Genomic DNA, 21,703 nt, shown 5'->3' on the forward strand with positions numbered 1-21,703 from the left:
GGCGGCGACGCCGCCGCTGTAGGCTTCGGGATCGCCGCCGACCGGGTTCAGGTAGCCGTGGATAAATTGGATACCCGAAGTGTCGGTGGCGTCGACGAAGGTTACCTGGGGCGGGCCTCCGATCTGATCGGGGTCGCCGCTGTCCCCACCGCCATCACCACCGCCACCACCGCCACCACCGTTTCCGCTATCGCCGCCGCCACCGGATCCGCCACAACCGGCCAGGGCGCCGCAGACGGCGGCCAACAGCAGGCGAGCCGGAATCCGGCTGCGGACGCATTTGTCTATTTGGCTCACGCTATTCCCTCCCCCTCCAGTACAAACCTACATCACGCCGGCGCGACGGGCGCCGGCGCGATGCATCGAGCGTTTCTAGAACTTGTAATTCAGCCCCATGTAGAAACGGCGGCCGGTGTAGAAGCGGTTGTACAACCGGTCCTCGGAGCCCCAGTAGCGCTCACCCACTTCCTTGGTCAGGTTGATGGCCGAGACATTCAGCACCAGCGCATCGGTGAAGTAGTAGGAGCCGTTGACGTCTACCTGGCCGTAGCCGTCGGTGTACACCGTCTGGCCGTTGGACTGCTCGCCGGCGAAGTCATCCCGGAAGTTGTACGAGGCCCTCACACTGAACTTGTCGGTCTCGTAGTAGGCCGACAGGTTGTACTGGTGCTCGGAGGTGCCCGGCAGCGGAATCTCCTTCTTGGAGCCGTCCACCTCCAGCGTCGCCAGGGAGGTATCCGTGTAGGTGTAATTGGCGATCACCCCGCCGCCGAAGTCGAAGGCGTGCTGGTAGAAGAGCTCCAGCCCCGTGGAGGTAGCGTCGGTACCGTTGACCGGCAGGGAGAAGATCACGTCCACCGGCTCGGTGCGGTTGGGCACCTCGCGCTTCTCGGTGGTCTGGGCCATGGTGACAAAGGAATCGATTTCCTTGTGAAATACCGCCGCGCCCAGTACCGAGGCACTGCGGAAATACCACTCGGCGCCCAGGTCGAACTGGGTGGAGTCGTAGGGCTCGAGATCCGGGTTGCCGCGGGAGCCGGTGGTCATATCCGAGCCCTCCGGCGGCGCGTCGAAGCCCTCGGAGGCACCCAGGCTGCCGTAGCCGACCCGGGCGACCACCCTCGACGCGGCGGCGCGAACGATGAGATCCTCGTCGGCCTCCCACTTCAGGTTGAAGCTCGGCAGAACATCGGTGTAACTCCCGGCATTGACGTCCAGCTCCTCGTCGCGAATGCCGAGGGGAGCGTCGAAGGTTTCCGCCCGCTGCTCCGTCTGCACCAGGCGCAGGCCCAGGTTGCCGCTCAGGGCGCCGGTGTTGAAATTGCCCTGCAGGTAGGCCGCGGTGATTTCCTCGTTGATGTTGAAGAAGTTGTTGGGGTCGTCCCGGCGGCTGCGAATAAAGTTGTCGTCGAGCCAGGCCGTGTAGGCATCCCAGTCCACAGACAGGAAGGATTTTTCCGTTCCCGCTTCGCCTGTCAGGCCCTTGACTTTGTGAATAAAGCTGGCGATCTCCGCCGCGGACGGCAGGTTGGCATCCGTGTGCCAGTACTCGTAGCCCAGGCCACAGCAACCGCCCCACAGGGTGGCGTTATTCGGGTCGCCGTCGTCCCAGAGCAGGTTTTCGAAGCGCCGTCCTATCTCGTGGTCGCGATACTTGGCGCCCATGTCGAAGGACTCGAAAATGCCCCAGTCGGTTTCCAGGTTGAAATCCACCTGGGCGTAGAACTCTTCGTCCGACGAGGTGCCGGCATCGGCGGAGCGCCAGCCAAAGCCGTTGAAGTCCGCCGGTTCGGCGTCGTAGTGCATTATGGTGCCGGCGTGCAGGTCCCAGCCGTAGGACTGGGTGGCGCCGCCGACGCCGTAGAAGCGCTGCAGGTTATTGAAGCTGGTGCCGCCGCTGGACTCTGTGTGGCCGACGTTGGCGGACGCGGTGTAGCCATCCCCTTCGTAGACCACTTCCAGGTCGTAGGTATCGGACTTGGATTCCGACAGGGAGCGGCGGGAACCGATGGCCGGCGCCTGCAGGTCGATGGCGTGATCCGACAGGTCCGCGTCCGCCAGGTCCATGGCGACGATGGTGTCGCCGTCGTAGCGGACACTGCCGGGCACTATCGCCGGGTCGCGGTAATCCCACTCCGCCGCCAGGATCAGGTTCTGGTCGTTGTTCTGCTCCAGCTTAGCGCCGATGTAGTTGAAAGTGGTGGAGATCCGATCGGTCGGCTCCCACTGCACCGTCACCTGGTAGCCCTGGCGGTCCCGCGCCTCTTTGGATTGGGACTGCACCACGGCGAAGGGCGCGTAGCCGGTGATTTTGTTGCCGGCGGTATCTTCCAGCGACGCCTGGGCAAAGTCTTCATCCGCGCGCGCATCGTCAAACAGGGTCCAGTTCTCCAGGGAGACTCCCTCGGAGATGCTGGTGCGCTCCTGGGAGGTGTAGGAGACCAGCACGCCGAAGTTTTCCGCGGCGTTCTTCCAGGAATAGAGCCCGCTGTACTGCGGCTCCATCTCGCCGGTCACGTCCGCGTAGGTCTCCTCGAAGTTGAGAAAACCGGTACCGGATTCCATATTCAGGGGACGGCGGGTGTGGACTATGATGGTGCCGCCCAGGCCGCCCTCGTCGATTTTGGCTTCCGGCGTTTTGTAAACTTCCGTGCGCTCGAGTAGGTTGGCCGGCAGCAGGGCAAAGTTGAAGGAGCGCTGCGGGTCCCTGGACGTGGAGGCGGTGGCGATGTAATTGCCATTGAGCTGGGTCAGCGTCAGCGCCGAGCTGGTGCCGCGGATGCTGACAAACTGGCCCTCACCGCCGCTGCGGGTGATGGATACGCCGGGCACGCGCTGCAGGGCGTCGGCGACATTCTTGTCCGGGAACTTGCCCACGTCCTCGGCGGTGATGGCATCCACGAAAGAGACCGCATCGCGTTTGATGTCCAGGTTTCGCTCCAGTGTGGATCGAATGCCAACGACCTCTATCTCCTCGATGGTCTCGCCTTGCGCCCTACCCTCTTGCACCGCATCGGTCTGCGCCTGGGCTGCGCCTATAACAGCGAACAGGACCAGCGCACTGGCGGAAGTCCGCAGGACATCCGAATAGTAATTGGCTCCGGGAAATTCTCTCTTTTTCATTATCCTTGTCTCCACTTATCTTTATTGTTTCGGCTTTCCGTACACCCTGAATACCGCCCCGACCGGAAAAAGCCTCGTTATCTCTCTTTGTCGATTACCGCTGCACTGTTTAACCGGCAGTGTTCGCTGCCGGATTCGTGGCTAGCTCTGTCACATGGCCCACCTCCTTTTCGGCGCCGTCTGAAAAATTATTCCGCTTGGTTCACCCGTCCAGGCCGAGGCGCGCCAGCACTTCCGGCGGTGGGCCGGCGAAAACCGCCGTGGGCTTGTTGCCCACATAGCCGATATCCGCCATGCCCGCTTCGGTGGTGTAGAAGGCGGTGGCGGCCAGGTTGCGCACCTTGGCAAAGAAGCGGGCCCCGGCCTTGAATTCCGCCCTTGCGGTTTTTTCCCACTTGATGTCGTCGCAGATGGCGGTTTTCTGCGTGCCGTCCAGCTCGGTAAAGGGCCGCTGGAAGCGCCGTTTGGATTCGCTGTCGAGCCAGACAACGCCGCCGCGCACGGTGATCAGGTCCGCCTTGTTGTTGTCGTAGGGTGCACTCACATATTCGTTGATATAGTGATGGGCCCCGACCTCGGAGGCGCTCGGCGAAATTTCATCTGCGGGAATGATCACGTCGCACAGGGCCGCCAGGGTCACCAGTTCCCCTTCTTCCAGCACGAAATCCCAGTGAATCGTCGGGTTCAACAGGTCCGGGTCCGTGGGCGAGCGCAGCGGGGCCTTCCTCACCGGCACCGGATTGCGCGGCGCTTCTACAGGGGCGGATTTCGCCGCTTTCTCCACCGTCTTCTCGGCCACTTTTTCCGCGCAGCCGATCACCGGCACCGAGGCGGCGGTGGTGGCGATGAGGCGCAGGGCGCTGCGGCGGCTCAGGTTCAGTTTCTCGTCGCTCATGTCAGATACTCCTCTGCTTCAGCTGTTCCACGATGTAGTCGCTGGTGCGCCAGGCGAGTGCCATGATGGTCAGGGTCGGGTTCTTGTCTGCGTTGGAGACAAAGGGCGCCCCGTCGGTGATAAACAGGTTGGGTACCTCCCAGGCCTGGCAGTAGGGATTGAGCACCGAGTCTTTGGGGCTGGAGCCCATACGCGTCGTGCCCACCTCGTGAATAATTGCCCCGCCGTTGATGATTGCCTTGGCGCCGTCGCTGTGCACCGGAGAAGTCGTCTTGCCGCCCATGGCCTCGATAATCTCGGCAAAGGTCTTGTGCATATGCGCGGCCTGGTTCAGTTCCTGCTCGCTCCACTTCCAGTGGAACTTCAATACCGGTATGCCCCACTGGTCCACTTTGTCCTTGTCGATTTCGCAGTAGGAATCCTCGTTGGGAATCATTTCCCCGCGGCCGTCGAACCACACAAAGGAGCCGTAGTAGCGGCGACAGGCCTCTTTGAAATCACTGCCGTAGGCGCCGCCGGTAAAGTCGCCCATGCCGCCGAAGGCACCGGCGCCGGGCATGCTGCGGCCGCCGCCGAATTCGATGTGGTAGCCGCGCGCAAAATTCAGCTCTCCGCGCAACTGCTCCTTGTACTTCCACCAGGGCATATACATATGCATGGCCGAAGCGCCGTCTTCGTTGTGCGGCGGCAGGTTTTCCAGTGCCGGTATCTGCCCGCTGACGCCGGCACCCACGGTATCCATCAGGTACTTGCCCACGGCGCCGCTGCCGTTGGCCAGGCCGTCGGGGAAGAGCGGGCTCTTGGAATTCAGCAGGATGCGCGAGGTCTCCGCGGCGCTGGCCGCGACGACGACGACGCGCGCAGTGGCGTACTCCTCGCGACGGGTGTTCTTGTCGACATAGAGGACTCCGCTCGCGCGGCCCTTCTTGTCGACCGTCACTTCGCGCACCATCGCATCGGTGATGATGTCCAGGTTGCCGGTGGCCAGGGCCGGCGGCAGCAGCACGGTGGTCGACTGGAAATTGGCCTTGATGGAGCAGCCGCGCCCGCAGGGCGTGGCCCAGAAGCAGGCCGCGCGGGACTGCATCGACTGGCGGGTAACCTCCTGTGCCAGCTTGTTGTCCGGGAACAGTTTCTGCGGAATATTTTCGTGATCCAGGCGCTCGCTGAGGATCGCCAGGTGGGATGGAATTACCGGGATATCGAGTTTTTCGCAGGCTTTTTTTGCCAGCAGCTCGTAGGCGCGCGGCTTGGGTGGTGGCAGTAGAACACCGTCGGACGAGTCGGGGGTATTTTCCAGGCCCTCATTGGTGCCGTAGACACCGATCAGCATTTCCGTCTTGTCGTAGTAGGGCGCCAGGTCTTCGTAGCCGATCGGCCAGTCGAAACCCAGCCCGTCGCGGGAATAGGGTTTGAAATCGTACTCGCCCATGCGCAGGGAAATGCGTCCCCAGTGGTTGGTGCGCCCGCCGAGCATACGCGCGCGCCACCAGTCGAATTTCCGCCCCGGCGCCGTCGAGCCCTGGGTGTAGGGTTCACCGGGCACCTGCCAGCCGCCGTCCACGGTGGCATCGTAAAAACCGAAGGGCTTGTCCGGCGTGCTGCCGCCGCGCAGCGGCGCGTCCTTGGGCAAATTGAACATCGGCGTCTCCTTGACCGGGTCATAGGAGCGCCCCGCTTCCAGCATCAGCACCTTGAGGCCGGCGGTAGCCAGCACATAGGCGGCCATACCGCCGCCGGCACCGGAGCCGACAATCAGCGCGTCATACTCTTTTTGGTTGTTGAACTGTTCACTCGACATCGCATTTCTCCCATTGCGCTGCTTCATTATTTTTTTGCGACCTGGCCCGCGCATGACCGGATCGCTGTAACCGGTTACATTTTCCGGTAAATTTTTATTCCGCCATTAATACACCGATAAAGGTTTGCAAAAGCCCGCTCATACCAGCAGTCGCTCCGCTTGCTGCAGCAGTTTTTTTGTCGCCAGGACACCCAGGTCCTCGTCGCCCTCGCCTTCGAATTCGATACCGATATGCCCCCGGTAACCGGCATCGCGAATTATCTGCAACATGCGCACGAAATCCGTATTGATCTCGTTGCCGTCCGCATCGAATTCAAAACTCTTGGCACTGATGCCGCGCGCGTAGGGCATCAACTGACGCACGCCTAGGTAGCGGTCGTAGTCGCCGAAGTTGCCGAAGTCCGGCAGGCTGCCGCAGTTGGGCAGGTCCACGCTCGCCAACACCTGCGCCAGCCACAGGCCGTCGGAGGAGTAGCCGCCGTGGTTTTCGACAATGACACTGATGCCGTAATCGCGCGCGAACTGCGCCAGTTGGCGCAGGCCATCCACCGAGGCCGCCTGCACGTCTTCGCGGCTGCCGCGCCCGGAGGCGTTTACGCGGATCGAGTGGCAACCCAGGTACTCGGCCGCCGTCACCCATTTGTAGTGATTTTCCACCGCCCGCTGCCTGAGCGCGCTATCCGGGTCTCCCAGGTCTCCCTCGGCATCCACCATAATCAGCAGGCTCTGCACGCCGTTGTCCGAGGCCCTGGTTTTCATTTCGCCGAGGAATTTGCGGTCCTCGGCCCTGTCCATAAAGAACTGGTTGACGTACTCCACCGCCCCTATATCGAACGCCTCGCGCGTCTTGACCGGGAAATCAAGCACCTTGAGTTCGCCGCTTCTCAACTGGCGGTGCAGGGACCACTGGGCCAGGGACAGTTCGAACAGTTTTCTGTCGCTTCCGCCCGGCTGGGACTGGCAGCCTGGCAGCAGGGAGGAGGCCAGGGCCACAGATGCGAGGCCCCCGCTTTTGATCAGAAATTGCCGCCTGTTCATGCGCCCTCCCCTCTTTCGAGTTCCCCTTTTTCAAGCGCGCGACCTTCGCCAGTCGGCGCACCCTCGCCACCGCGCAGTGATCTGCGGAAACCGCCGATGGCACCGCCGATATCCTCTCCGAGGCTGCGAATCCTGCCACTCCCGAACAGCGTCAGTGCGATCAGCAGCACTATCAGCAGTTGCCAGAAACTGATTCCGGAAATGCCCATGGTCAAAGCTCCCGGATTTTGATGTTGCGGTACCAGACTTTATCGCCGTGATCCTGCAGGGCTATATGGCCGCGCTCGGTGCGCGCGAACTGCTGGTAATCGGAAAACTTGCTGTCGGCGAGGCGCGCGCGCCAGTCTTCGGACCACAGCTGGTAGCTGACGATCCTGCGGCCGTTCAACCAGTGCTCCACGCGTCCGTCCTCGACTCGGATCCTGGTGCTGTTGAATTCCCCCGCGGGCCGTACCGCTTCCTCGCTCGGCGCATAGAGGTCGAACAGGGCTCCCGCGCTGTGGCTGGGCTTTTCCAGTTCCGGGTAGGCGGCGTTGTCGAGCACCTGGTATTCCATACCGCTCATCCACACCGGGGCGTCCTCGTCGGCCACGCGATAGATGATGCCGCTGTTGCCCCGCTCGGAGATTTTCCATTCCAGCTGCAACTCGAAATCCGCAAATTTTTCCGCGCTCACCAAGTCGCCGGCGCCGCCGGCGGTGAGCACCAGGTTGCCGTCGACCACCTGCCAGGCGTCGCCGATCCGCGAGCCGTTGACGCCGGTCCAGCCGTTGAGTGTCTCGCCGTCAAACAGCGGGCGCCACTGTTCCGCAGTTTCAGTTTCTGCCTGCACAGACCGCTCGCAGGCGGAGACACCACAGAGCAGCGCCAGGCCGACTGCCACCAGTTTGCCGAACGCCATTTTATTTCCGGTTACCTGCATTATTCTTCTCCCGTTGTACTAGCGATTTGATCGGTAAATCTATTCAGTCACGGCACTCGCCGCTGCTCTCGCGAATCACCAGGTCGAAGGCGAGCTTCGCGCGCTTCTGCTCCGGCGGATTGCCGGCAATCATCTGCAGCAGCGTCTCCATGGCGCGGCGCCCCAGCTCCTCTGCCGGCTGGTCGATGGTGGTCAGCGGCGGGTCCATAAAGGAGGCAAACTCGATGTTGTCGAAGCCCACCACGGAAATATCCCCCGGTACACTCAGGCCTTTCTTCTTGATCTGGTGAATGGCGCCGATGGCCATTTCATCGTTCATGCAAAAGATGGCGCTGGGTGGCCTGTTCGCCGAGAGCAACGTCTCCGCGCCGCGGGCGCCGGAGGACATGGTGAATTCGCCATTCACCAGCAGCGATTCATCGAGTTCCAGGTTCGACGCCCGCAACACCTCGCAGAAGCCCGCCAGGCGATCGCGCACAATCGGGCTGGTCGCCGGCCCGGTGATAACACCCATGCGGCGGTGCCCCAGGGCCACCAGGTGCCGGGCGACGGCGCTGGCGGCACCGCGGTTGTCCAGTTCCACCACCGGGTAGCTGGCGTCGTCGGCGATGCGTTCACAGGCGTTGACCATGGGCACCGACGCGGCCAGGGCCATGTCCTTCTCCGCGAAGGGATAGCGGCAGTCGAGCTGGATCAGGCCGTCCGCCTGGCTGGTCAGCGCCATGCCGGCGTAGAAGTGCTCCCGCTCCGGCTTGCCCTGGGTATCCCCCAGCAGCACCGAGTAGCCCTGGTCCTGCGCCGCCTGCTCTATGCCCCTGATCACCTTGGAGAAGAAAGGGTTGGCGACATTGGGCACCAGCACCACCACCGCATAGGATTTTCCCGAGCTGAAATTTCTCGCCAGCAGGTTGGGCCGGTAACCGGTCTCCTCCACCGCCTTGAGTACCCGCTCCCTGGTCTGCGGCGATACCAGCCGCGGATCCTTCAGGGTCCGGGACACTGTGGCGACGGATACACCCGATAGGCGGGCGACTTCGCGAATGTTGGACATTTGCACCTTTACTCTGTTGTCGGCGACCTTTTTTGGTCGCCCCGTTTATCCCCGGGCCAGGCCTGCTTCAGGCGTTGCAGCTGAACGGCGACGCCGGTCCAGCAGCCAGATGGCACCGAACACCGGCAACAGGGCCAGTGGCACCAGGGCCAGGGACTGGAAGGATTCCACCGATGCCGCTGTCAGCACCGCGTCCAGCTCGGCACCGGAGAGCCGCTCGAAGGCCTCCAGCCCACCGGCGGCCTCCAGTTTCGCCTCGTCGAAGATGGCTCCCAGCTTCGGCAGTACGAACTGGATGGCCATGCCGCCGCCGAATCCCAGCAGCCCCAGGAACAGGGCCCCGCCGCGCACGAAGCGCTCGGAGACCGTGGCCAGCATCGTCGGCCACATATAGCAGACGCCTATACCCCAGAGGGTGGCGGCCAGCAGCGCCGTCGCCGGCGAGCGCGCCAGGCTCAGGGCGTAGAGGCCAGCGGCGGCCAGCAGGCTGGAAAGCCACAGCAGGCCGATGGGCGACAGCTTCTTCGCCAGGGCGCCGGCGAAGTGACGCATCACAAACATCAGCATGCTGACATAGATAAGAATCACTATGCCCTTCATGCCCACCACCCGCGACAGGGTCAGGTCGACCCACTGCCCCGGCGCCAGTTCGGCGGCGGCGGTCATCCACATGCAGATCCACAGCAGGACGAACAGCGGCTGTTTCAGCAGTTCGCGGAACATATCGCCATAGCCGATGCCCGAGGCCACCCTTTCCGTCACCGGGAATTCCGCCGTCGCCACCAGCCAGGCCATCGCCACGGCCGGCAGGGCCAGCACCACCAGGTTCAGCTGCCAGGGGGCGCCGGCAGCGGAGATCGCCAGCCCCAGCAGGCCGCCCACCACTATGCCGCCCGGCCACCAGGCGTGCAGTACATTCAGTCGCTGAGTTTTGTTGTCCGGATCCACGGCGGCGACCATCGGGTTGCTGGCCGCCTCGACCGCGCCCCAGCCGAGCCCGGTCAGCAACAGGCCCACCAGCACCAGGGTTTCGACACCGGGGCCCGCAGGCACCAGCGAGGCGGCGATGATCATCAGGCTGCCGAGCAGGTAGCCGCACGCGGAGAGCAGCAGCATGCGCTTGATACCGACCAGGTCCACCAGCGCGCTGCCAAACAACAGCGTGAAGGCGAAGCCGGTAAAGGTGAAGCCCAGCGCCTCGCCGAGCATGGCGGTGGAGTTGGCCAGGTCAATCTGGTCGTAGATATCCGCCTGCAGGTCGCCGGCGATTGAGGCCCTGACCGCAAAGCCCAGGCCGATCATAAATATCGACAGGTTGCCCACCAGGAATACCCTGCTGTAGCGGGACGCATCTGCGGGTGCTTTCATCTGCTCTTTCTCCGTTATCGTTATTATTTATTTTCTGCTGGTGATCCCGCGCCTTCAGTCCAGGCCCAGTATCCTGCGGTTCCTGGCCCTGTCCGGCTCGGCCCCGGCAAAATCGTCAAAGGCCTTCTCCGCCGCGGTGATCAGGTGGTCATTGATAAAGACGACCCCCTCCCGCGCGCCCTGCTGCTGGTCCTTGATGCAGCACTCCCACTCCAGCACCGCCCAGCCGTCGAAACCGTATTGGGTCAGTTTGCTGAAGATGGCACGAAAGTCTACCTGGCCGTCACCCAGTGAGCGGAAGCGGCCCGGGCGCTCTATCCAGGGCGCGTAGCCACCGTAGACACCGGCGCGGCCGCTGGGGCGGAACTCCGCATCCTTCACGTGGAAGGCCCGGATCCGCTCGTGGTAGATATCGATAAACTGCAGGTAATCCAGCTGCTGCAGCAGGAAATGGCTGGGGTCGTAGAGAATATTGGCGCGGGGGTGGTCGCCGACCGCATCGAGAAACCTTTCGAAGGTGAGGCCATCGTGCAGGTCCTCGCCCGGGTGCAGCTCGTAACAGAGATCGACGCCGGCGCCGTCGAAGGCATCCAGGATCGGCAGCCACAGGCTGGCCAGTTCGCGGAAGCCGTCCTCCACCAGCATCGCCGGCCGCTGCGGCCAGGGGTAGAAGGTATGCCACAGCAGGGCGCCGGAGAAGGTCGCGTGGGATTTCAGCTTCAGGTTGGCGCTGGCCCGCGCCGCCTTCAGCAGCTGATCGCGCGCCCACTCGGATCTGGCCCGCTGGTCTCCACGCAGGGGCTCAGGCGCGAAAATATCCAACATGTCACCGTAGGCCGGGTGCGCGGCCACCAACTGACCCTGCAGGTGTGTGGACAGCTCGGTGATCGCCACGCCGGCGGCATCGCAGATGCCCAACACGTCGTCGCAATAGGCCCGGCTGCTGCTGGCCAATTCCAGGTCGAAAATACGCTTGTCCCAGGTGGGAATCTGCACCCCCCGGTAGCCCAGCCCCGCGGCCCACTCGACCATCGACTGCAGGGAAGCCTGCTCGCCGGCCGGTGGCAGGAACTGGGCGAGGAAGATTGCGGGGCCCTGGATTCTCGATGACATCATTATTGTTGGCCTTAAAATTGCTAGTTAAACGCTGAACAAATCAGTTTCGTCGCTCCGGCGAAAGCCGGAGCCCGGTAACCCGGGGGCTGGATTCCGGCCTGCGCCGGAATGACGATATTCAGGGTTTGCCTAAATTTTTTATCTATCTAATTATTGGGTTGCCGGCTCTTCCCAGAGTGGACGCAGGGAGACCCAACTAGAGTGGTTGCGGCTGCTCTCGATGGCAGCGCGCACAAATGCCATGCCCCGCACCCCGGCCTCTATATCGCTGGCGGCGGCCAGCGAGCCTTCGCGGTGAGCCAGCACCCTGGCGGCAAAATCCCTGTAAATATTGGCGAAAGCCTCGATATAGCCTTCCGGGTGCCCCACTGGCGTGCGACAGAGAGCCCTGGCTCCCTCTGCGAGGTAAGCGCAGTCAGTACCCGCCTGGTATGTCTCCAGCGGCCGCCCCCTGCGCCGTACCTGAAGGCGGTTGGGATCCTCCTGCTGCCACAGAAGTGCGCCCTTTTCGCAGTAGATACTGATATTCAAGTTGTTGCCCTCGCCGGCGCAGACCTGGCTCGCCGTCAGGGTCCCGCGGGCGGAGTTTTCCAGTTTGAACAGGGCAGCGCCGTCGTCGTCGAGCAACCGCCCCTCAACCAGCGAGCGCAAGTCTGCACAGACCTCCGTAATCCTCGAGCCGGTGACATACTCCACCAGGTTGTGGGCGTGGGTGCCTATATCGCCGAAGCAGCCACTCTCACCGGAGCGCGCCGGGTCCGTGCGCCAGGATGCCTGCTTGCTGCCGCCAGTGTCCGCGGCAGATGCAAGCCAGCCCTGGGGATAGGAGACAGTTACCCGGCGCACCGCGCCCAGCTCGCCGTCCAATACCATCTCTCGCGCCTGCCGTACCATCGGGTAGGCGGCGTAGGTATGAGTAAGCCCGTACACCAGGCCCGACTGTTCAACCGACGCTCTCAGGCTGAGGGCCTCCTCCAGCGAGCGCGCTGCGGGCTTGTCCGAGAGGACGTGGAAACCGCCCTGCAGTGCCTCAATGGCCACCGGCAGATGCAGGTCGTTGGGAGTGACTACGGAGACAAATTCCATGCGCTCGCCAGCCGGCCGCGCGGCCTCGCCGAGTACAAGGTCGCGGTAGCTGGCGTAGCTTCGGTCTGCGGGCAACCCCAGCTTCGCAGCAGTTGCCCGGCCGCGCGACGGGTCACTGCTGAAACAGCCGGCGACCAGCTCAATACCGCCATCCAGGGCCGCGGCCATACGGTGTATTGCGCCTATAAACGCCCCTTCTGCGCCCCCCACCATGCCCATTCGCACTCTTTCGCTCATGTACCGCTACCTTGGCTCTACTGGAATCACTACCGTCAAAACATTCGACCCAACAGTCGATGAACGCCAGTGTAACCGGTTACATTCTGTTTCAGCAATCCCCTTTGACGTGCAAATATGAAGATTTGGCGTCAATTTCCTCCATGTATCGCTATAATTGAAATCTATTTGGATAAGTCGACCAACGGACGACATCTTCCGCCGACTGGACGTATTTCATGCCTTTTGGAGCTTTCAGCCTTTATACTTGTCCTAAGCTATAGGTCGCCGGCGCCCCCGGGATACCGGCTGCCTATGAAGTAGGACGTATAAAGAGACTCCCTATGCTTACCAACCGCATCGCCGCGCTGTTTTCCGGCTTCTTGCTCCTCACCCTGCTGTCCGCAGTTTCCCAGGCCGATATCGATGCCCTCAAGCCCGAAGCAGACCAGGGCAGTACCGCACGCGAGATTGTCGGCAAACTCGAGATGCTGCACTACAACAAGCTGAAAATCGGCGACGAGATGTCCGAGCAGCTCTGGGACGAATATATAGAGGCCCTGGATCCGACCAAGAGCTATTTTCTCGCCTCGGATATCAATGAGTTCCGCGAGTGGCGCGCCAGTCTCGACGACCAGCTGCGCGCCGGCGAGGTCAAATCGGGCTTCGAAATCTACAATCGCTACCGCCTGCGGGTGACCGATCGCCTGAACAATATCCTTTCCCAGCTCGACAAGGGCCTGCCCGCATTCGACTTCGACCGCGACGAGTCCCTCGAACTGGATCGTGAGGAGAGCCAGTGGCCCGCCTCCATCAGCGCCGCCGACGAACTCTGGCGCAAGCGCCTGAAGAGCAGCGTGCTGAACCTGCGCCTGACCGACAAGGACGACGAGGAAATCCGCGACCTGCTGGTGCGCCGCTACAAGGGCCAGCTGAAGCGCGTGCAGCAGCAGAGCAGCGACGATGTCTTCGAGCTCTATATGAATTCCCTGACCCGCCTGTACGATCCGCACAGCAATTACCTGTCGCCGCGCTCGCTGGAGAATTTCAACATGAGCATGTCCCTTTCCCTGGAGGGCATAGGGGCGGTTCTGCAGGCGGATGAGGAATACACCAAGGTCGCGCGCCTGGTGGCCGGTGGACCGGCGGACCGCACCGGCAAGATCAAGCCCAATGACAAGATCGTCGCCGTGGGCCAGGACAAGGAAGGCGAGATGGTCGACGTGATCGGCTGGCGCCTGGACGATGTGGTCGACCTGATCCGCGGCCCCGCCGGCAGCTTCGTGCGCCTGGAGACGATCCCAACCGGCGGCGACGGCAGCCATAAGACCATCCTGATCAAACGCAGCAAGGTAAAACTGGAAGACCAGGCGGCAAAGAAAGCCACCTTCGAGTTTTCCGACGGCGAGAAGAGCTACAAGATCGGCATCATCAACCTGCCGACTTTCTATATCGATTTCGAGGCCTACCGCCGTCGCGACCCCAATTACAAGAGCACCACCCGCGATGTAGCCAAACTGCTCGCCGAGCTCAAAGGGGAAAAGGTCGACGGTATTATCCTGGACCTGCGCAACAACGGCGGCGGCTCCCTGCAAGAGGCCACCATGCTCACCGACCTGTTTATCGACCAGGGCCCGGTGGTGCAGATTCGCCACGCCAACGAGCAGATTTCCCGGCACAACCGCTCCCGCTCCCGCGCCATGTACCGCGGCCCGCTGGTCGTGTTGATCAATCGCCTGTCCGCCTCGGCATCGGAAATCTTTGCCGGCGCTATCCAGGACTACAACCGCGGCCTGGTGGTGGGCAACCAGACCTTCGGTAAGGGCACGGTACAGACGATGGCACCGCTGAAAGAGGGGCAGCTGAAAATTACCCAGTCAAAGTTCTACCGCGTATCCGGTGACAGCACCCAGCACGCCGGTGTAACGCCCGACATCCCGATGCCGCAATTGATCGACGCGGAGAGTGTCGGCGAGAGCGCCTACGACACCGCCCTGCCCTGGGATCGCATCCACGCGGTGCCGCACGCCAAGTATTTCAACCTGAAAGACCTGCTGCCGCCGCTGATCAGCAAACACAACCAGCGCACCGCTGCGGATCCGGATTTCATTTTCCTGCGCGCACAGTTCCAGTTCGAGAGCGAGCGCGCGGACCAGAAATTCGTCTCCCTGAATGAAAATGCGCGAGAGGAAGAGCGCAAGGGTCTCAACCAACGCCTGCTGACAATGGAGAACCGCCGCCGCACCGCCAAGGGGCTGGAGCCATACGAGACCTTCGAAGCCTACGAGGAAAGCGAATCCGAAGAGGTGGCGACGATCGGCGGCCCGGTGGAGATCAAACTGGAGAAAGATCCCATACTGAACGAGGCGGGCTATATCATGGCGGACTTTATCGGCCTGTCCGACAAGATTGCCAAGACACCGCCACAGGTTGCCAATTTCTAAACAGTAAAAATGATCGGGGTGCGCACTGCGCGCCCCGTTTACATAACATCTCAGGTTGGGTGCGCCCGGCCTTTTTATTTTTCAGGGGGAAAAATGAAAGTCGTATCCTTTAACGTCAACAGCATACGCGCGCGCCTGCACCAGCTGGAAGCACTTGCGGAAAGCCAGTCGCCGGACATCATCGGCCTGCAGGAAACCAAGTGCACCGACGAGGATTTCCCGGTGGACGCGGTGCGCGACCTCGGTTACGAAGTCATCTACTTCGGCCAGAAGACCCACTACGGCGTCGCCCTGCTCTCCCGCCTGCCATTTGTCGACCGCGAATACGGCTTTCCGAAGGAAGACAAGGACGCACAGCGGCGCATGGTGGCCGGCAAGTTCGATATCGGCGGCAAGGAGCCACTGACAGTCATCAACGGCTACTTTCCCCAGGGCGAGAACCGCGAGCACCCGGTCAAGTTCCCCAACAAGCGCAAGTACTACGCAGACCTGGACGACTACCTGCAGACCACCTGCAAACCCGATGCACCGGTACTGGTGATCGGCGATATGAATATATCCCCGACCGACCGGGATATCGGCATCGGCGAACCCAACCGCAAGCGCTGGCTGCGCGACGGTAAGTGCAGCTTCCTGCCGGAAGAGCGCGAGTGGCTGCAGAAAATCGAGAACTGGGGCCTGGTGGACACCTTTCGCGCGCAGAATCCCGAAACCGACGACGTCTTCAGCTGGTTCGATTATCGCAGCCGCGGTTTCGACCGCGAGCCCAAACGCGGCCTGCGTATCGACCTGATAATGGCCAGCCAGCCGCTGGCGGATGCCTGCGTGGCCACCGGGGTCGACTACGATGTCCGCGCCATGGAGCGCCCCTCGGACCACGCGCCCGTGTGGGCCGAGTTCAAGATATAGAAAAAGCGCTGAAAGATGGCGAAGACAAAGCAGGCCCGGCTGACGGGCAATCTGTTCCTGCTTAGCGAGGACCAGTACGCCTTCTCCGCCGCGCAGATACAGTTGCTGCAGGCCGTTGAGGCCTGCGGTTCCATTTCCGCCGCGGCGAAACAGGTCGGCATCAGCTACAAAACCGCCTGGGACCGCGTTGACGCGATGAACAACATGTCCGAGCTGCCGCTGGTGGTGCGCACCACCGGCGGCGCCAGGGGCGGCGGCACCGCCATCACAGACCTGGGACGGGAAACCATCCGCGGCTTCGTGGCGCTGCAGGAAGAGCACGAAAACTTTCTTCAACGCCTGGGCACCAGGCTGCACTCCATCGGCGACATCGCCAATTTCATCAGGAGCGAATCGGTGAAAACCAGTGCGCGCAATCAGTTTCGCGGCGAGGTCATCCAGGTCACAATCGGTTCGGTCAATGCGGAAGTGGAACTGCGCATCGGCACCGACCAGAAGCTGACCGCCATTATCACCAACGACAGCCTGCAGGCCCTGGGCCTGAAAGCCGGCGCCAGCGCCATAGCCCTGGTCAAGGCCTCCTGGGTGCTGCTGAGCCGGGACACGAAACTGCAGTCCAGCGCGCGCAACAAGCTGGTCGGCACCGTCTCGCGCATCGCCACCGGAGCGGTGAACAGCGATATCACACTCGACCTGGGCGGGGGCAAGAGTATTTCCGCAATCATCACCAATGACAGCGTCGAACACCTGGCACTGAAACAAGGCGACAGCGCCTGCGCCTTTTTCAAGGCATCCAGCGTGATACTGATGGGCGATTAGTTATTTAACGATCGCCACGGACTTGATCTGCGCCCAGACTTTCTTGCCCGGCACTAGCTGCAGGTGATCGACCGATCTGCGCGTCAGCCGCGCAACGATATGGCGGGCTCCGCACTGCAAGCGCACCAGCGCCATGGCTTCGTCACTGTCGGGGCCAATTGCGGCGACCTCGACCGGAAGCCGGTTGAGGATACTGGTTTCCCCCTGGGGTTCCAGGGCAAGACTCACGTCCCGGGCCAGAATGCGCACGCGGATCTGCCGGTCCAGCGCATCGCCGCCGTCGCGCAGCCAGAGCTCGCCGCCGGCGAAACCGACGCGCGCCAGGTGCCATTGCTCGTTCCGCTCCAGCACCCTGCCCTCCAGCACCACGCCCGTTTCCTCCCCGAGGCGCAGCGGCAGATCCAGTCGCGACAACATCTCGGGCATATCTCCCTGTGCAGCCACCCTGCCGCCATCCAACATCAGCAGGTGGTCCGCCAACCGCGCCACTTCGTCGATCGAGTGACTGACGTACAGAATGGGCATATCAAACTCCGAACGCAGCCGCTCCAGGTAGGGCAGAATTTCCTGCTTGCGTGCCGTATCCAGGGACGCCAGCGGCTCGTCCATCAGCAACAGGCGTGGACGGATCAGCAGCGCGCGCGCTATGGCGACTCTCTGCCGTTCTCCGCCGGACATCTGCCCCGGGAAGCGGTCCAGTACCGGCCCGATGCCCATCAGGGAAACAACGCGCTCGATCAACTCACCCGGACATTCGGCGCCGGCGCGTTTGATCGCGTAATCCAGATTGCCCCGCGCGCTCAGGTGCGGAAAAAGGCTGGCCTCCTGAAACACATAGCCCAGCGGCCGCTTGTGGGTGGGAAGGGATAATCCCTCGTCCTGCCAGGTTTCACCACCGACGACCAGCCTGGCCCTGTCGGCTTGTTGCAGTCCGGCGAAACAGCGCAACAGCGTGGTTTTTCCGGAGCCGGAGCGGCCAAAAATGGCCGTGATCCCGCGCCCGGGCAAAACCGTGTTCACGTCCAGGCGAAAGGGATTTCCCCCCGGCGACGGAAAATCAACGCGAAATTGGATTTGGATGGTGCCCGCCATTACACCCAGTACCTCAAGCCAGCGCGAGACTGCCTGTGCTGAAACAGATAGAGCCCCAGCAGCACGACAAAGGAAAACAGCAGCATGGCGCCGGCCAGCCAGTGGGCCCGGGTATATTCCAGTGCCTCGACATGATCGTAGATCTGCACGGACACCACGCGGGTCTCGCCGGGAATATTGCCACCGATCATCAGGATCACGCCGAACTCGCCGACGGTGTGGGCAAAGCCGAGAATCGTCGCGGTGATAAAGCCCGGTTTCGCCAGGGGCAACACCACCGTGAAAAAGCGATCCCAGGGCCCGGCGCGCAGGGTCGCGGCGACTTCCAGCGGGCGCTCTCCCAGCGCCTCTATCGCATTCTGGATCGGCTGCACCACAAAAGGCATGGAGTAAAACAGGGAAGCGACCACCAGCCCCCAGAAAGTAAATGGCAGCGTACCCAGCCCCAGGGCCTGGGTGAACTGTCCCACGGGTCCATTGGGCCCCATGGCCAGCAACAGGTAGAAGCCCAGCACCGTGGGCGGCAGCACCAGGGGCAGCGCCACTATGGCTCCCACCGGACCTTTCCAGCGCGAGCGCGTCCTGGCCAACCACCAGGCAATGGGCGTGCCTATTACCAGCAGCAGAATTGTGACTATGGTCGCCAGCCGCAGGGTGAGCCAGACGGCTACCCAGTCCGCCTCTGAAAATCCCATATTGAAAACTCTAGCTACCGGGCTTCGGGGAAGCGATAGCCGTAGGACTCGATAATGGCCCTGGCTTTGTCCCCGCCCATAAACTGCAGAAATGCCGCCGCCCCCGCACTTTCAATGCCCCGCTGCAGCAGCACCGCATCCTGGCGGATGGGGCTGTACAGATCGACGGGCACAATCCACGCAGATCCCTCCCCGACCGATCCAGACTGCACGATTTGCGACAGGGCCACAAAGCCCAGGTCCGCATTGCCGCTGGCGACGAACTGGTAAGTCTGCGCGATATTTTCGCCCTGCACCCACCTGGTCCGGGTCGCCCCTTCCAGGCCGAGGCTGCGCAACACTTCCACGGCGGCCTGACCATAGGGCGCAAGTTTCGGATTGGCCAGCGCCAGCTTGCGGAAACTTCCATCTTTCAAGGCCGTGGCCCGCGCATCCAGCAGCGCCGGATCGGCGGACCACAGTGCCAGGCTGCCGACCGCATAAGTGAAGCGGCTGCCCGGCACCGCCAGGCCCTCTTTCTCCAGTGCCGCCGGCTTGGCGCTATCGGCGGAGAAAAATAGCTGGAAGGGTGCGCCGTTTTTGATCTGCGCATAGAACTTGCCGGAGGAACCGTAAGCCAGCTTTACCCGGTGTGCGGACGCCCTTTCAAATTCCGTCGCTATCTCTTTCATGGCCGCGGTGAAGTTGGAGGCGACCGCCACCGTCAACTCCTCGGCTACAGTCTGCAGACTGACCACGGCCGACAACAGCAACACGATTAGCTGGCGAACTATCACAGGCCTCTCCCCCCAAGCGAATTATCCGGGCTTGCTTCCCATTCGTTATATACTGCACTATACAACGGAGACGGACAAGCCCGACCGGGCTGAATACCAATCATTGCGATGGAGCAAGGAGCCGTGATACATGCGCGCAAAATCACCCTACCCGGTTTTCTATTTCTGATATCCCCCCTGGCCGCCACTGCTGAGGATGCAGCCCGCTGGCAGCTGGCTGGCAGCTATCGAGTGCGCTTCGAGACACTGGATAACAGCTTTCGCGCCAATATGGCGGGCAGTGACCAGCTGCTGGTCTCCCGACTATTGGTCGGCATTAAGGGGCGCGGCGAACATGTCTTCGGTGAAATTGAAGTCGGGGACTCCCGGGCCTGGCAAGATGATAGCTCCACGCCACTGGGCACGGACGATGTGAATACGCTGGAGCCATTGCAGGCGTATATCGGCTGGCGAGCAGGCCCGAGCAGCAATCTGGCACTGAAAGCCGGGCGCATGACCCTCGATATCGGCAGCCGCCGACTGGTGGCACGCAACCGCTTTCGCAACACCCTGAATACCTTCGACGGCGTCCACGCAGACTGGCGCCGCGGCGCCTGGTACTGGCAGGCCATCTACACAAGACCCGTACGGCGGCTGCCGGGCGAGCGCGACAAACTCGACACCAACGAGCAGCAGACGGACCGGAGCCATTCCGGCACCCGCTTCTGGGGCCTGCACTCCTCCTACAACGGCAGCGGGTCTCGGCGCCTGGAGGCCTATCTCTTTGCCCTGGGCGAAAAGGATGGGGCCGACCTGTCGACACGCAAGCGCGCCATCAAGACCCTGGGGGTACGGTTGCTGAAACCGGCCTCACCTGACAGCTGGGACTACGAGATGGAGGCGGCCTACCAGTTCGGCGAATCCCGAGCGACAGCCGGCGCTGCCGATATTGCCGAGCTCGATCACCGAGCTGTTTTCGCACACTTCCATTACGGCTACCAGTTCGCCGACCGCTGGGCCTCCCGCATCCTGCTGCAGGCCGATTACGCCAGCGGCGACGACGATCCCCTGGATAGCGAAAACAACCGCTTCGACACCCTCTACGGCGCGCGGCGCTTCGAGTTCGGGCCCACGGGTATCTACGGCGCCTTCGCCCGCGGCAATATACTGTCGCCCGGACTGCGCTGGCAGTTCAGGGGCAACGATACCCTGTCCGGGTTTCTCGGCTACCGGGCAGTGTGGCTGGCATCCGCCGGCGATGCGCTGACTACGGCCGGGGTGCGCAACAGTGGCGCAGACTGGGAGCGGTTTGTCGGCCAGCAGCTGGAAGTCCGCCTGCGCTTTGCACCCGCAGCCAGAGTCAGGGCGGAATTCGGTGCCGCCTACCTGCACAAGGGCCCGCTTCTGGACCAGGCCGCGGCGCAGCGTGGCGACAGTACATACTGGTACAGCCAGCTCTCCTACCAGCTCTGATCTGCCGGCAAGCCCACTGCCAGCTCTCTCCGGCACTTTCCCGGGCTATGCATATGCGATTTTTCATATATAATGAAAACCATATGTGAATGTGATGAGCCCCATGAAAAAACGCGTACTTTTCCTCTGCGTCGGCAACTCGGCCCGCTCACAGATGGGCGAGGCCCTGTTGCGACACCAGGCCGGCGAGCACTTCGAAGTCTACAGTGCCGGCACAGCCCCGGAGGATGTGGATCCGAGAGCGATCGAGGCCCTCGATAAGCAGGGTGTTTCGACTGCTGGCCTGTACTCGAAACCGATCGAGGTATTCGCCGAACAGGAGTTTGATTTCGTCATTACCCTCTGCAACAAGGCCCACCGGGAGTGCCAGCCGCTGGCCGGAGTGCACGAACTGATCGCCTGGGATTTTGCCGACCCCAAGACCCGCCCCTGTCCCAGACCCTTCGAGACTACGCTCAGGGAACTCGGGGAACGCATCAAGATGTTTGCCCTGGTGCAAACCAGAGAACTCCATCGCAGCCTATGAATCCCCTGATTTTCTACAAATGCCTCGCCGACGAAACGCGACTGCGCAGCCTATTGCTGATCACCTGCGAAGGAGAACTCTGCGTGTGTGAACTGACCGAAGCCCTTGGCGAAAGCCAACCAAAGGTGTCTCGCCACCTGGCACAACTGAGGAGCTGTGGGCTGCTCGAGGACAGGCGACAGGGACAGTGGGTTTTCTACCGCCTGGCCCCTTCTGTCCCCGACTGGACAAAGAAAGTACTGCAACGGACCCTGGACGCCGAGCGCACTTTTATCGACGAGAACCTGCGCAAGCTGCATCGCATGGGCGACAGGCCAGAGCGAGCCCGTATCTGCTGCTAGTGCAACGGCACCAATGCGTTAGTGTTAATCCCG

Annotated in this window: 20 protein-coding genes; 6 read left to right on the plus strand and 14 right to left on the minus strand. The window is 62.2% G+C overall.

Features of this window, described 5'->3' with window-relative positions:
* From IG627_RS11750 to IG627_RS11800, 11 genes are all read right to left on the minus strand, one after another.
* Positions 1–297 (minus strand): hypothetical protein (locus IG627_RS11750; protein WP_193192563.1); only part of this gene is annotated, 297 nt, incomplete at its 3' end.
* Between the two features lie 75 nt (positions 298–372).
* Positions 373–3,123, minus strand: a complete 2,751-nt coding sequence (locus IG627_RS11755; protein WP_193192564.1) for a TonB-dependent receptor — start codon at positions 3,121–3,123, stop codon at positions 373–375.
* A gap of 202 nt (positions 3,124–3,325) precedes the next feature.
* Positions 3,326–4,018, minus strand: a complete 693-nt coding sequence (locus IG627_RS11760; RefSeq protein ID WP_193192565.1) for a gluconate 2-dehydrogenase subunit 3 family protein — start codon at positions 4,016–4,018, stop codon at positions 3,326–3,328.
* Between the two features lies 1 nt (position 4,019).
* The gene (locus IG627_RS11765) at positions 4,020–5,819 is read right to left on the minus strand and encodes a GMC oxidoreductase (protein ID WP_193192566.1); all 1,800 of its coding nucleotides are present in this window, start codon (positions 5,817–5,819) and stop codon (positions 4,020–4,022) included.
* A 138-nt stretch (positions 5,820–5,957) separates the two neighbouring features.
* Complete coding sequence (locus tag IG627_RS11770; RefSeq protein WP_193192567.1) at positions 5,958–6,857, minus strand: sugar phosphate isomerase/epimerase family protein; 900 nt, start codon at positions 6,855–6,857, stop codon at positions 5,958–5,960.
* Positions 6,854–7,066 (minus strand): twin-arginine translocase TatA/TatE family subunit, encoded by a 213-nt coding sequence (locus IG627_RS11775; RefSeq protein ID WP_193192568.1) that lies wholly within the window; start codon positions 7,064–7,066, stop codon positions 6,854–6,856. The genes IG627_RS11770 and IG627_RS11775 overlap by 4 nt, the downstream gene beginning before the upstream one ends.
* Positions 7,067–7,068: 2 nt before the next feature.
* Positions 7,069–7,779, minus strand: a complete 711-nt coding sequence (locus IG627_RS11780; protein WP_226864996.1) for a 3-keto-disaccharide hydrolase — start codon at positions 7,777–7,779, stop codon at positions 7,069–7,071.
* Between the two features lie 43 nt (positions 7,780–7,822).
* Positions 7,823–8,830, minus strand: a complete 1,008-nt coding sequence (locus IG627_RS11785) for a LacI family DNA-binding transcriptional regulator (protein WP_193192570.1) — start codon at positions 8,828–8,830, stop codon at positions 7,823–7,825.
* A gap of 45 nt (positions 8,831–8,875) precedes the next feature.
* Positions 8,876–10,198: an MFS transporter gene (locus IG627_RS11790; RefSeq protein WP_226864998.1), complete on the minus strand. Its 1,323-nt coding sequence runs from the start codon at positions 10,196–10,198 to the stop codon at positions 8,876–8,878.
* 54 nt (positions 10,199–10,252) lie between these two features.
* On the minus strand, positions 10,253–11,311 hold the full coding sequence (locus IG627_RS11795) for a sugar phosphate isomerase/epimerase family protein (RefSeq protein ID WP_319024558.1): 1,059 nt from the start codon (positions 11,309–11,311) through the stop codon (positions 10,253–10,255).
* A 153-nt stretch (positions 11,312–11,464) separates the two neighbouring features.
* Positions 11,465–12,637: a Gfo/Idh/MocA family protein gene (locus IG627_RS11800; RefSeq protein WP_226865000.1), complete on the minus strand. Its 1,173-nt coding sequence runs from the start codon at positions 12,635–12,637 to the stop codon at positions 11,465–11,467.
* Between the two features lie 323 nt (positions 12,638–12,960).
* Between IG627_RS11800 and IG627_RS11805 the strand changes: the two genes are divergently transcribed.
* The 3 genes from IG627_RS11805 (at position 12,961) to IG627_RS11815 (ending at position 16,788) form a co-directional block, all read left to right on the plus strand.
* A complete protein-coding gene (locus IG627_RS11805; RefSeq protein WP_193192572.1) occupies positions 12,961–15,060 on the plus strand; it encodes a carboxy terminal-processing peptidase in 2,100 nt (699 codons plus the stop codon).
* 93 nt (positions 15,061–15,153) lie between these two features.
* Positions 15,154–15,969, plus strand: a complete 816-nt coding sequence (gene xthA / locus IG627_RS11810; RefSeq protein ID WP_193192573.1) for an exodeoxyribonuclease III — start codon at positions 15,154–15,156, stop codon at positions 15,967–15,969.
* Positions 15,970–15,984: 15 nt separating this feature from the next.
* Positions 15,985–16,788, plus strand: a complete 804-nt coding sequence (locus IG627_RS11815) for a TOBE domain-containing protein (protein WP_193192574.1) — start codon at positions 15,985–15,987, stop codon at positions 16,786–16,788.
* On the opposite strand, the gene modC is transcribed toward IG627_RS11815, so the two are convergent.
* The 3 genes from modC to modA are packed head-to-tail and all read right to left on the minus strand — an operon-like array spanning position 16,789 to position 19,351.
* Positions 16,789–17,880 carry a molybdenum ABC transporter ATP-binding protein gene (gene modC, locus IG627_RS11820; RefSeq protein WP_193192575.1) on the minus strand — a complete coding sequence of 364 codons (1,092 nt, stop codon included), beginning with the start codon at positions 17,878–17,880 and terminating at the stop codon, positions 16,789–16,791.
* Positions 17,880–18,575 carry a molybdate ABC transporter permease subunit gene (gene modB, locus IG627_RS11825; RefSeq protein WP_193192576.1) on the minus strand — a complete coding sequence of 232 codons (696 nt, stop codon included), beginning with the start codon at positions 18,573–18,575 and terminating at the stop codon, positions 17,880–17,882. The genes modC and modB overlap by 1 nt, the downstream gene beginning before the upstream one ends.
* Positions 18,576–18,589: 14 nt before the next feature.
* Positions 18,590–19,351 (minus strand): molybdate ABC transporter substrate-binding protein, encoded by a 762-nt coding sequence (gene modA, locus IG627_RS11830; RefSeq protein WP_193192577.1) that lies wholly within the window; start codon positions 19,349–19,351, stop codon positions 18,590–18,592.
* A gap of 108 nt (positions 19,352–19,459) precedes the next feature.
* On the opposite strand from modA, the gene IG627_RS11835 reads away from it, so the two are divergent.
* The 3 genes from IG627_RS11835 to IG627_RS11845 all read left to right on the plus strand — a co-directional run bounded on the left by IG627_RS11835 (position 19,460) and on the right by IG627_RS11845 (position 21,670).
* Positions 19,460–20,803 carry an alginate export family protein gene (locus tag IG627_RS11835; protein ID WP_226865002.1) on the plus strand — a complete coding sequence of 448 codons (1,344 nt, stop codon included), beginning with the start codon at positions 19,460–19,462 and terminating at the stop codon, positions 20,801–20,803.
* A gap of 94 nt (positions 20,804–20,897) precedes the next feature.
* Entirely contained in the window at positions 20,898–21,329 is a 432-nt protein-coding gene (locus IG627_RS11840; RefSeq protein ID WP_226865003.1) for an arsenate reductase ArsC, read from the plus strand.
* Positions 21,326–21,670, plus strand: a complete 345-nt coding sequence (locus IG627_RS11845; RefSeq protein ID WP_193192580.1) for a metalloregulator ArsR/SmtB family transcription factor — start codon at positions 21,326–21,328, stop codon at positions 21,668–21,670. Before IG627_RS11840 ends, IG627_RS11845 begins: the two co-directional genes overlap by 4 nt.
* Positions 21,671–21,703: the final 33 nt, after the last annotated feature.

Source organism: Microbulbifer taiwanensis (genome assembly GCF_014904815.1).
GTDB lineage: Bacteria > Pseudomonadota > Gammaproteobacteria > Pseudomonadales > Cellvibrionaceae > Microbulbifer > Microbulbifer taiwanensis.

What these genes read in the sequence shown, in the direction of transcription:
- IG627_RS11795 (WP_319024558.1), bottom strand. Translation starts at nt 11,311, where the DNA reads ATGTCATCGAGAATCCAGGGCCCCGCAATCTTCCTCGCCCAGTTCCTG.
- IG627_RS11785 (WP_193192570.1), bottom strand. Translation starts at nt 8,830, where the DNA reads ATGTCCAACATTCGCGAAGTCGCCCGCCTATCGGGTGTATCCGTCGCC.
- IG627_RS11760 (WP_193192565.1), bottom strand. Translation starts at nt 4,018, where the DNA reads ATGAGCGACGAGAAACTGAACCTGAGCCGCCGCAGCGCCCTGCGCCTC.
- modC (WP_193192575.1), bottom strand. Translation starts at nt 17,880, where the DNA reads ATGGCGGGCACCATCCAAATCCAATTTCGCGTTGATTTTCCGTCGCCG.
- IG627_RS11815 (WP_193192574.1), top strand. Translation starts at nt 15,985, where the DNA reads ATGGCGAAGACAAAGCAGGCCCGGCTGACGGGCAATCTGTTCCTGCTT.
- IG627_RS11840 (WP_226865003.1), top strand. Translation starts at nt 20,898, where the DNA reads ATGAGCCCCATGAAAAAACGCGTACTTTTCCTCTGCGTCGGCAACTCG.
- IG627_RS11800 (WP_226865000.1), bottom strand. Translation starts at nt 12,637, where the DNA reads ATGAGCGAAAGAGTGCGAATGGGCATGGTGGGGGGCGCAGAAGGGGCG.
- IG627_RS11775 (WP_193192568.1), bottom strand. Translation starts at nt 7,066, where the DNA reads ATGGGCATTTCCGGAATCAGTTTCTGGCAACTGCTGATAGTGCTGCTG.
- IG627_RS11765 (WP_193192566.1), bottom strand. Translation starts at nt 5,819, where the DNA reads ATGTCGAGTGAACAGTTCAACAACCAAAAAGAGTATGACGCGCTGATT.
- IG627_RS11845 (WP_193192580.1), top strand. Translation starts at nt 21,326, where the DNA reads ATGAATCCCCTGATTTTCTACAAATGCCTCGCCGACGAAACGCGACTG.
- xthA (WP_193192573.1), top strand. Translation starts at nt 15,154, where the DNA reads ATGAAAGTCGTATCCTTTAACGTCAACAGCATACGCGCGCGCCTGCAC.
- IG627_RS11780 (WP_226864996.1), bottom strand. Translation starts at nt 7,779, where the DNA reads ATGCAGGTAACCGGAAATAAAATGGCGTTCGGCAAACTGGTGGCAGTC.
- modB (WP_193192576.1), bottom strand. Translation starts at nt 18,575, where the DNA reads ATGGGATTTTCAGAGGCGGACTGGGTAGCCGTCTGGCTCACCCTGCGG.
- IG627_RS11770 (WP_193192567.1), bottom strand. Translation starts at nt 6,857, where the DNA reads ATGAACAGGCGGCAATTTCTGATCAAAAGCGGGGGCCTCGCATCTGTG.
- IG627_RS11835 (WP_226865002.1), top strand. Translation starts at nt 19,460, where the DNA reads ATGGAGCAAGGAGCCGTGATACATGCGCGCAAAATCACCCTACCCGGT.
- IG627_RS11790 (WP_226864998.1), bottom strand. Translation starts at nt 10,198, where the DNA reads ATGAAAGCACCCGCAGATGCGTCCCGCTACAGCAGGGTATTCCTGGTG.
- IG627_RS11755 (WP_193192564.1), bottom strand. Translation starts at nt 3,123, where the DNA reads ATGAAAAAGAGAGAATTTCCCGGAGCCAATTACTATTCGGATGTCCTG.
- IG627_RS11805 (WP_193192572.1), top strand. Translation starts at nt 12,961, where the DNA reads ATGCTTACCAACCGCATCGCCGCGCTGTTTTCCGGCTTCTTGCTCCTC.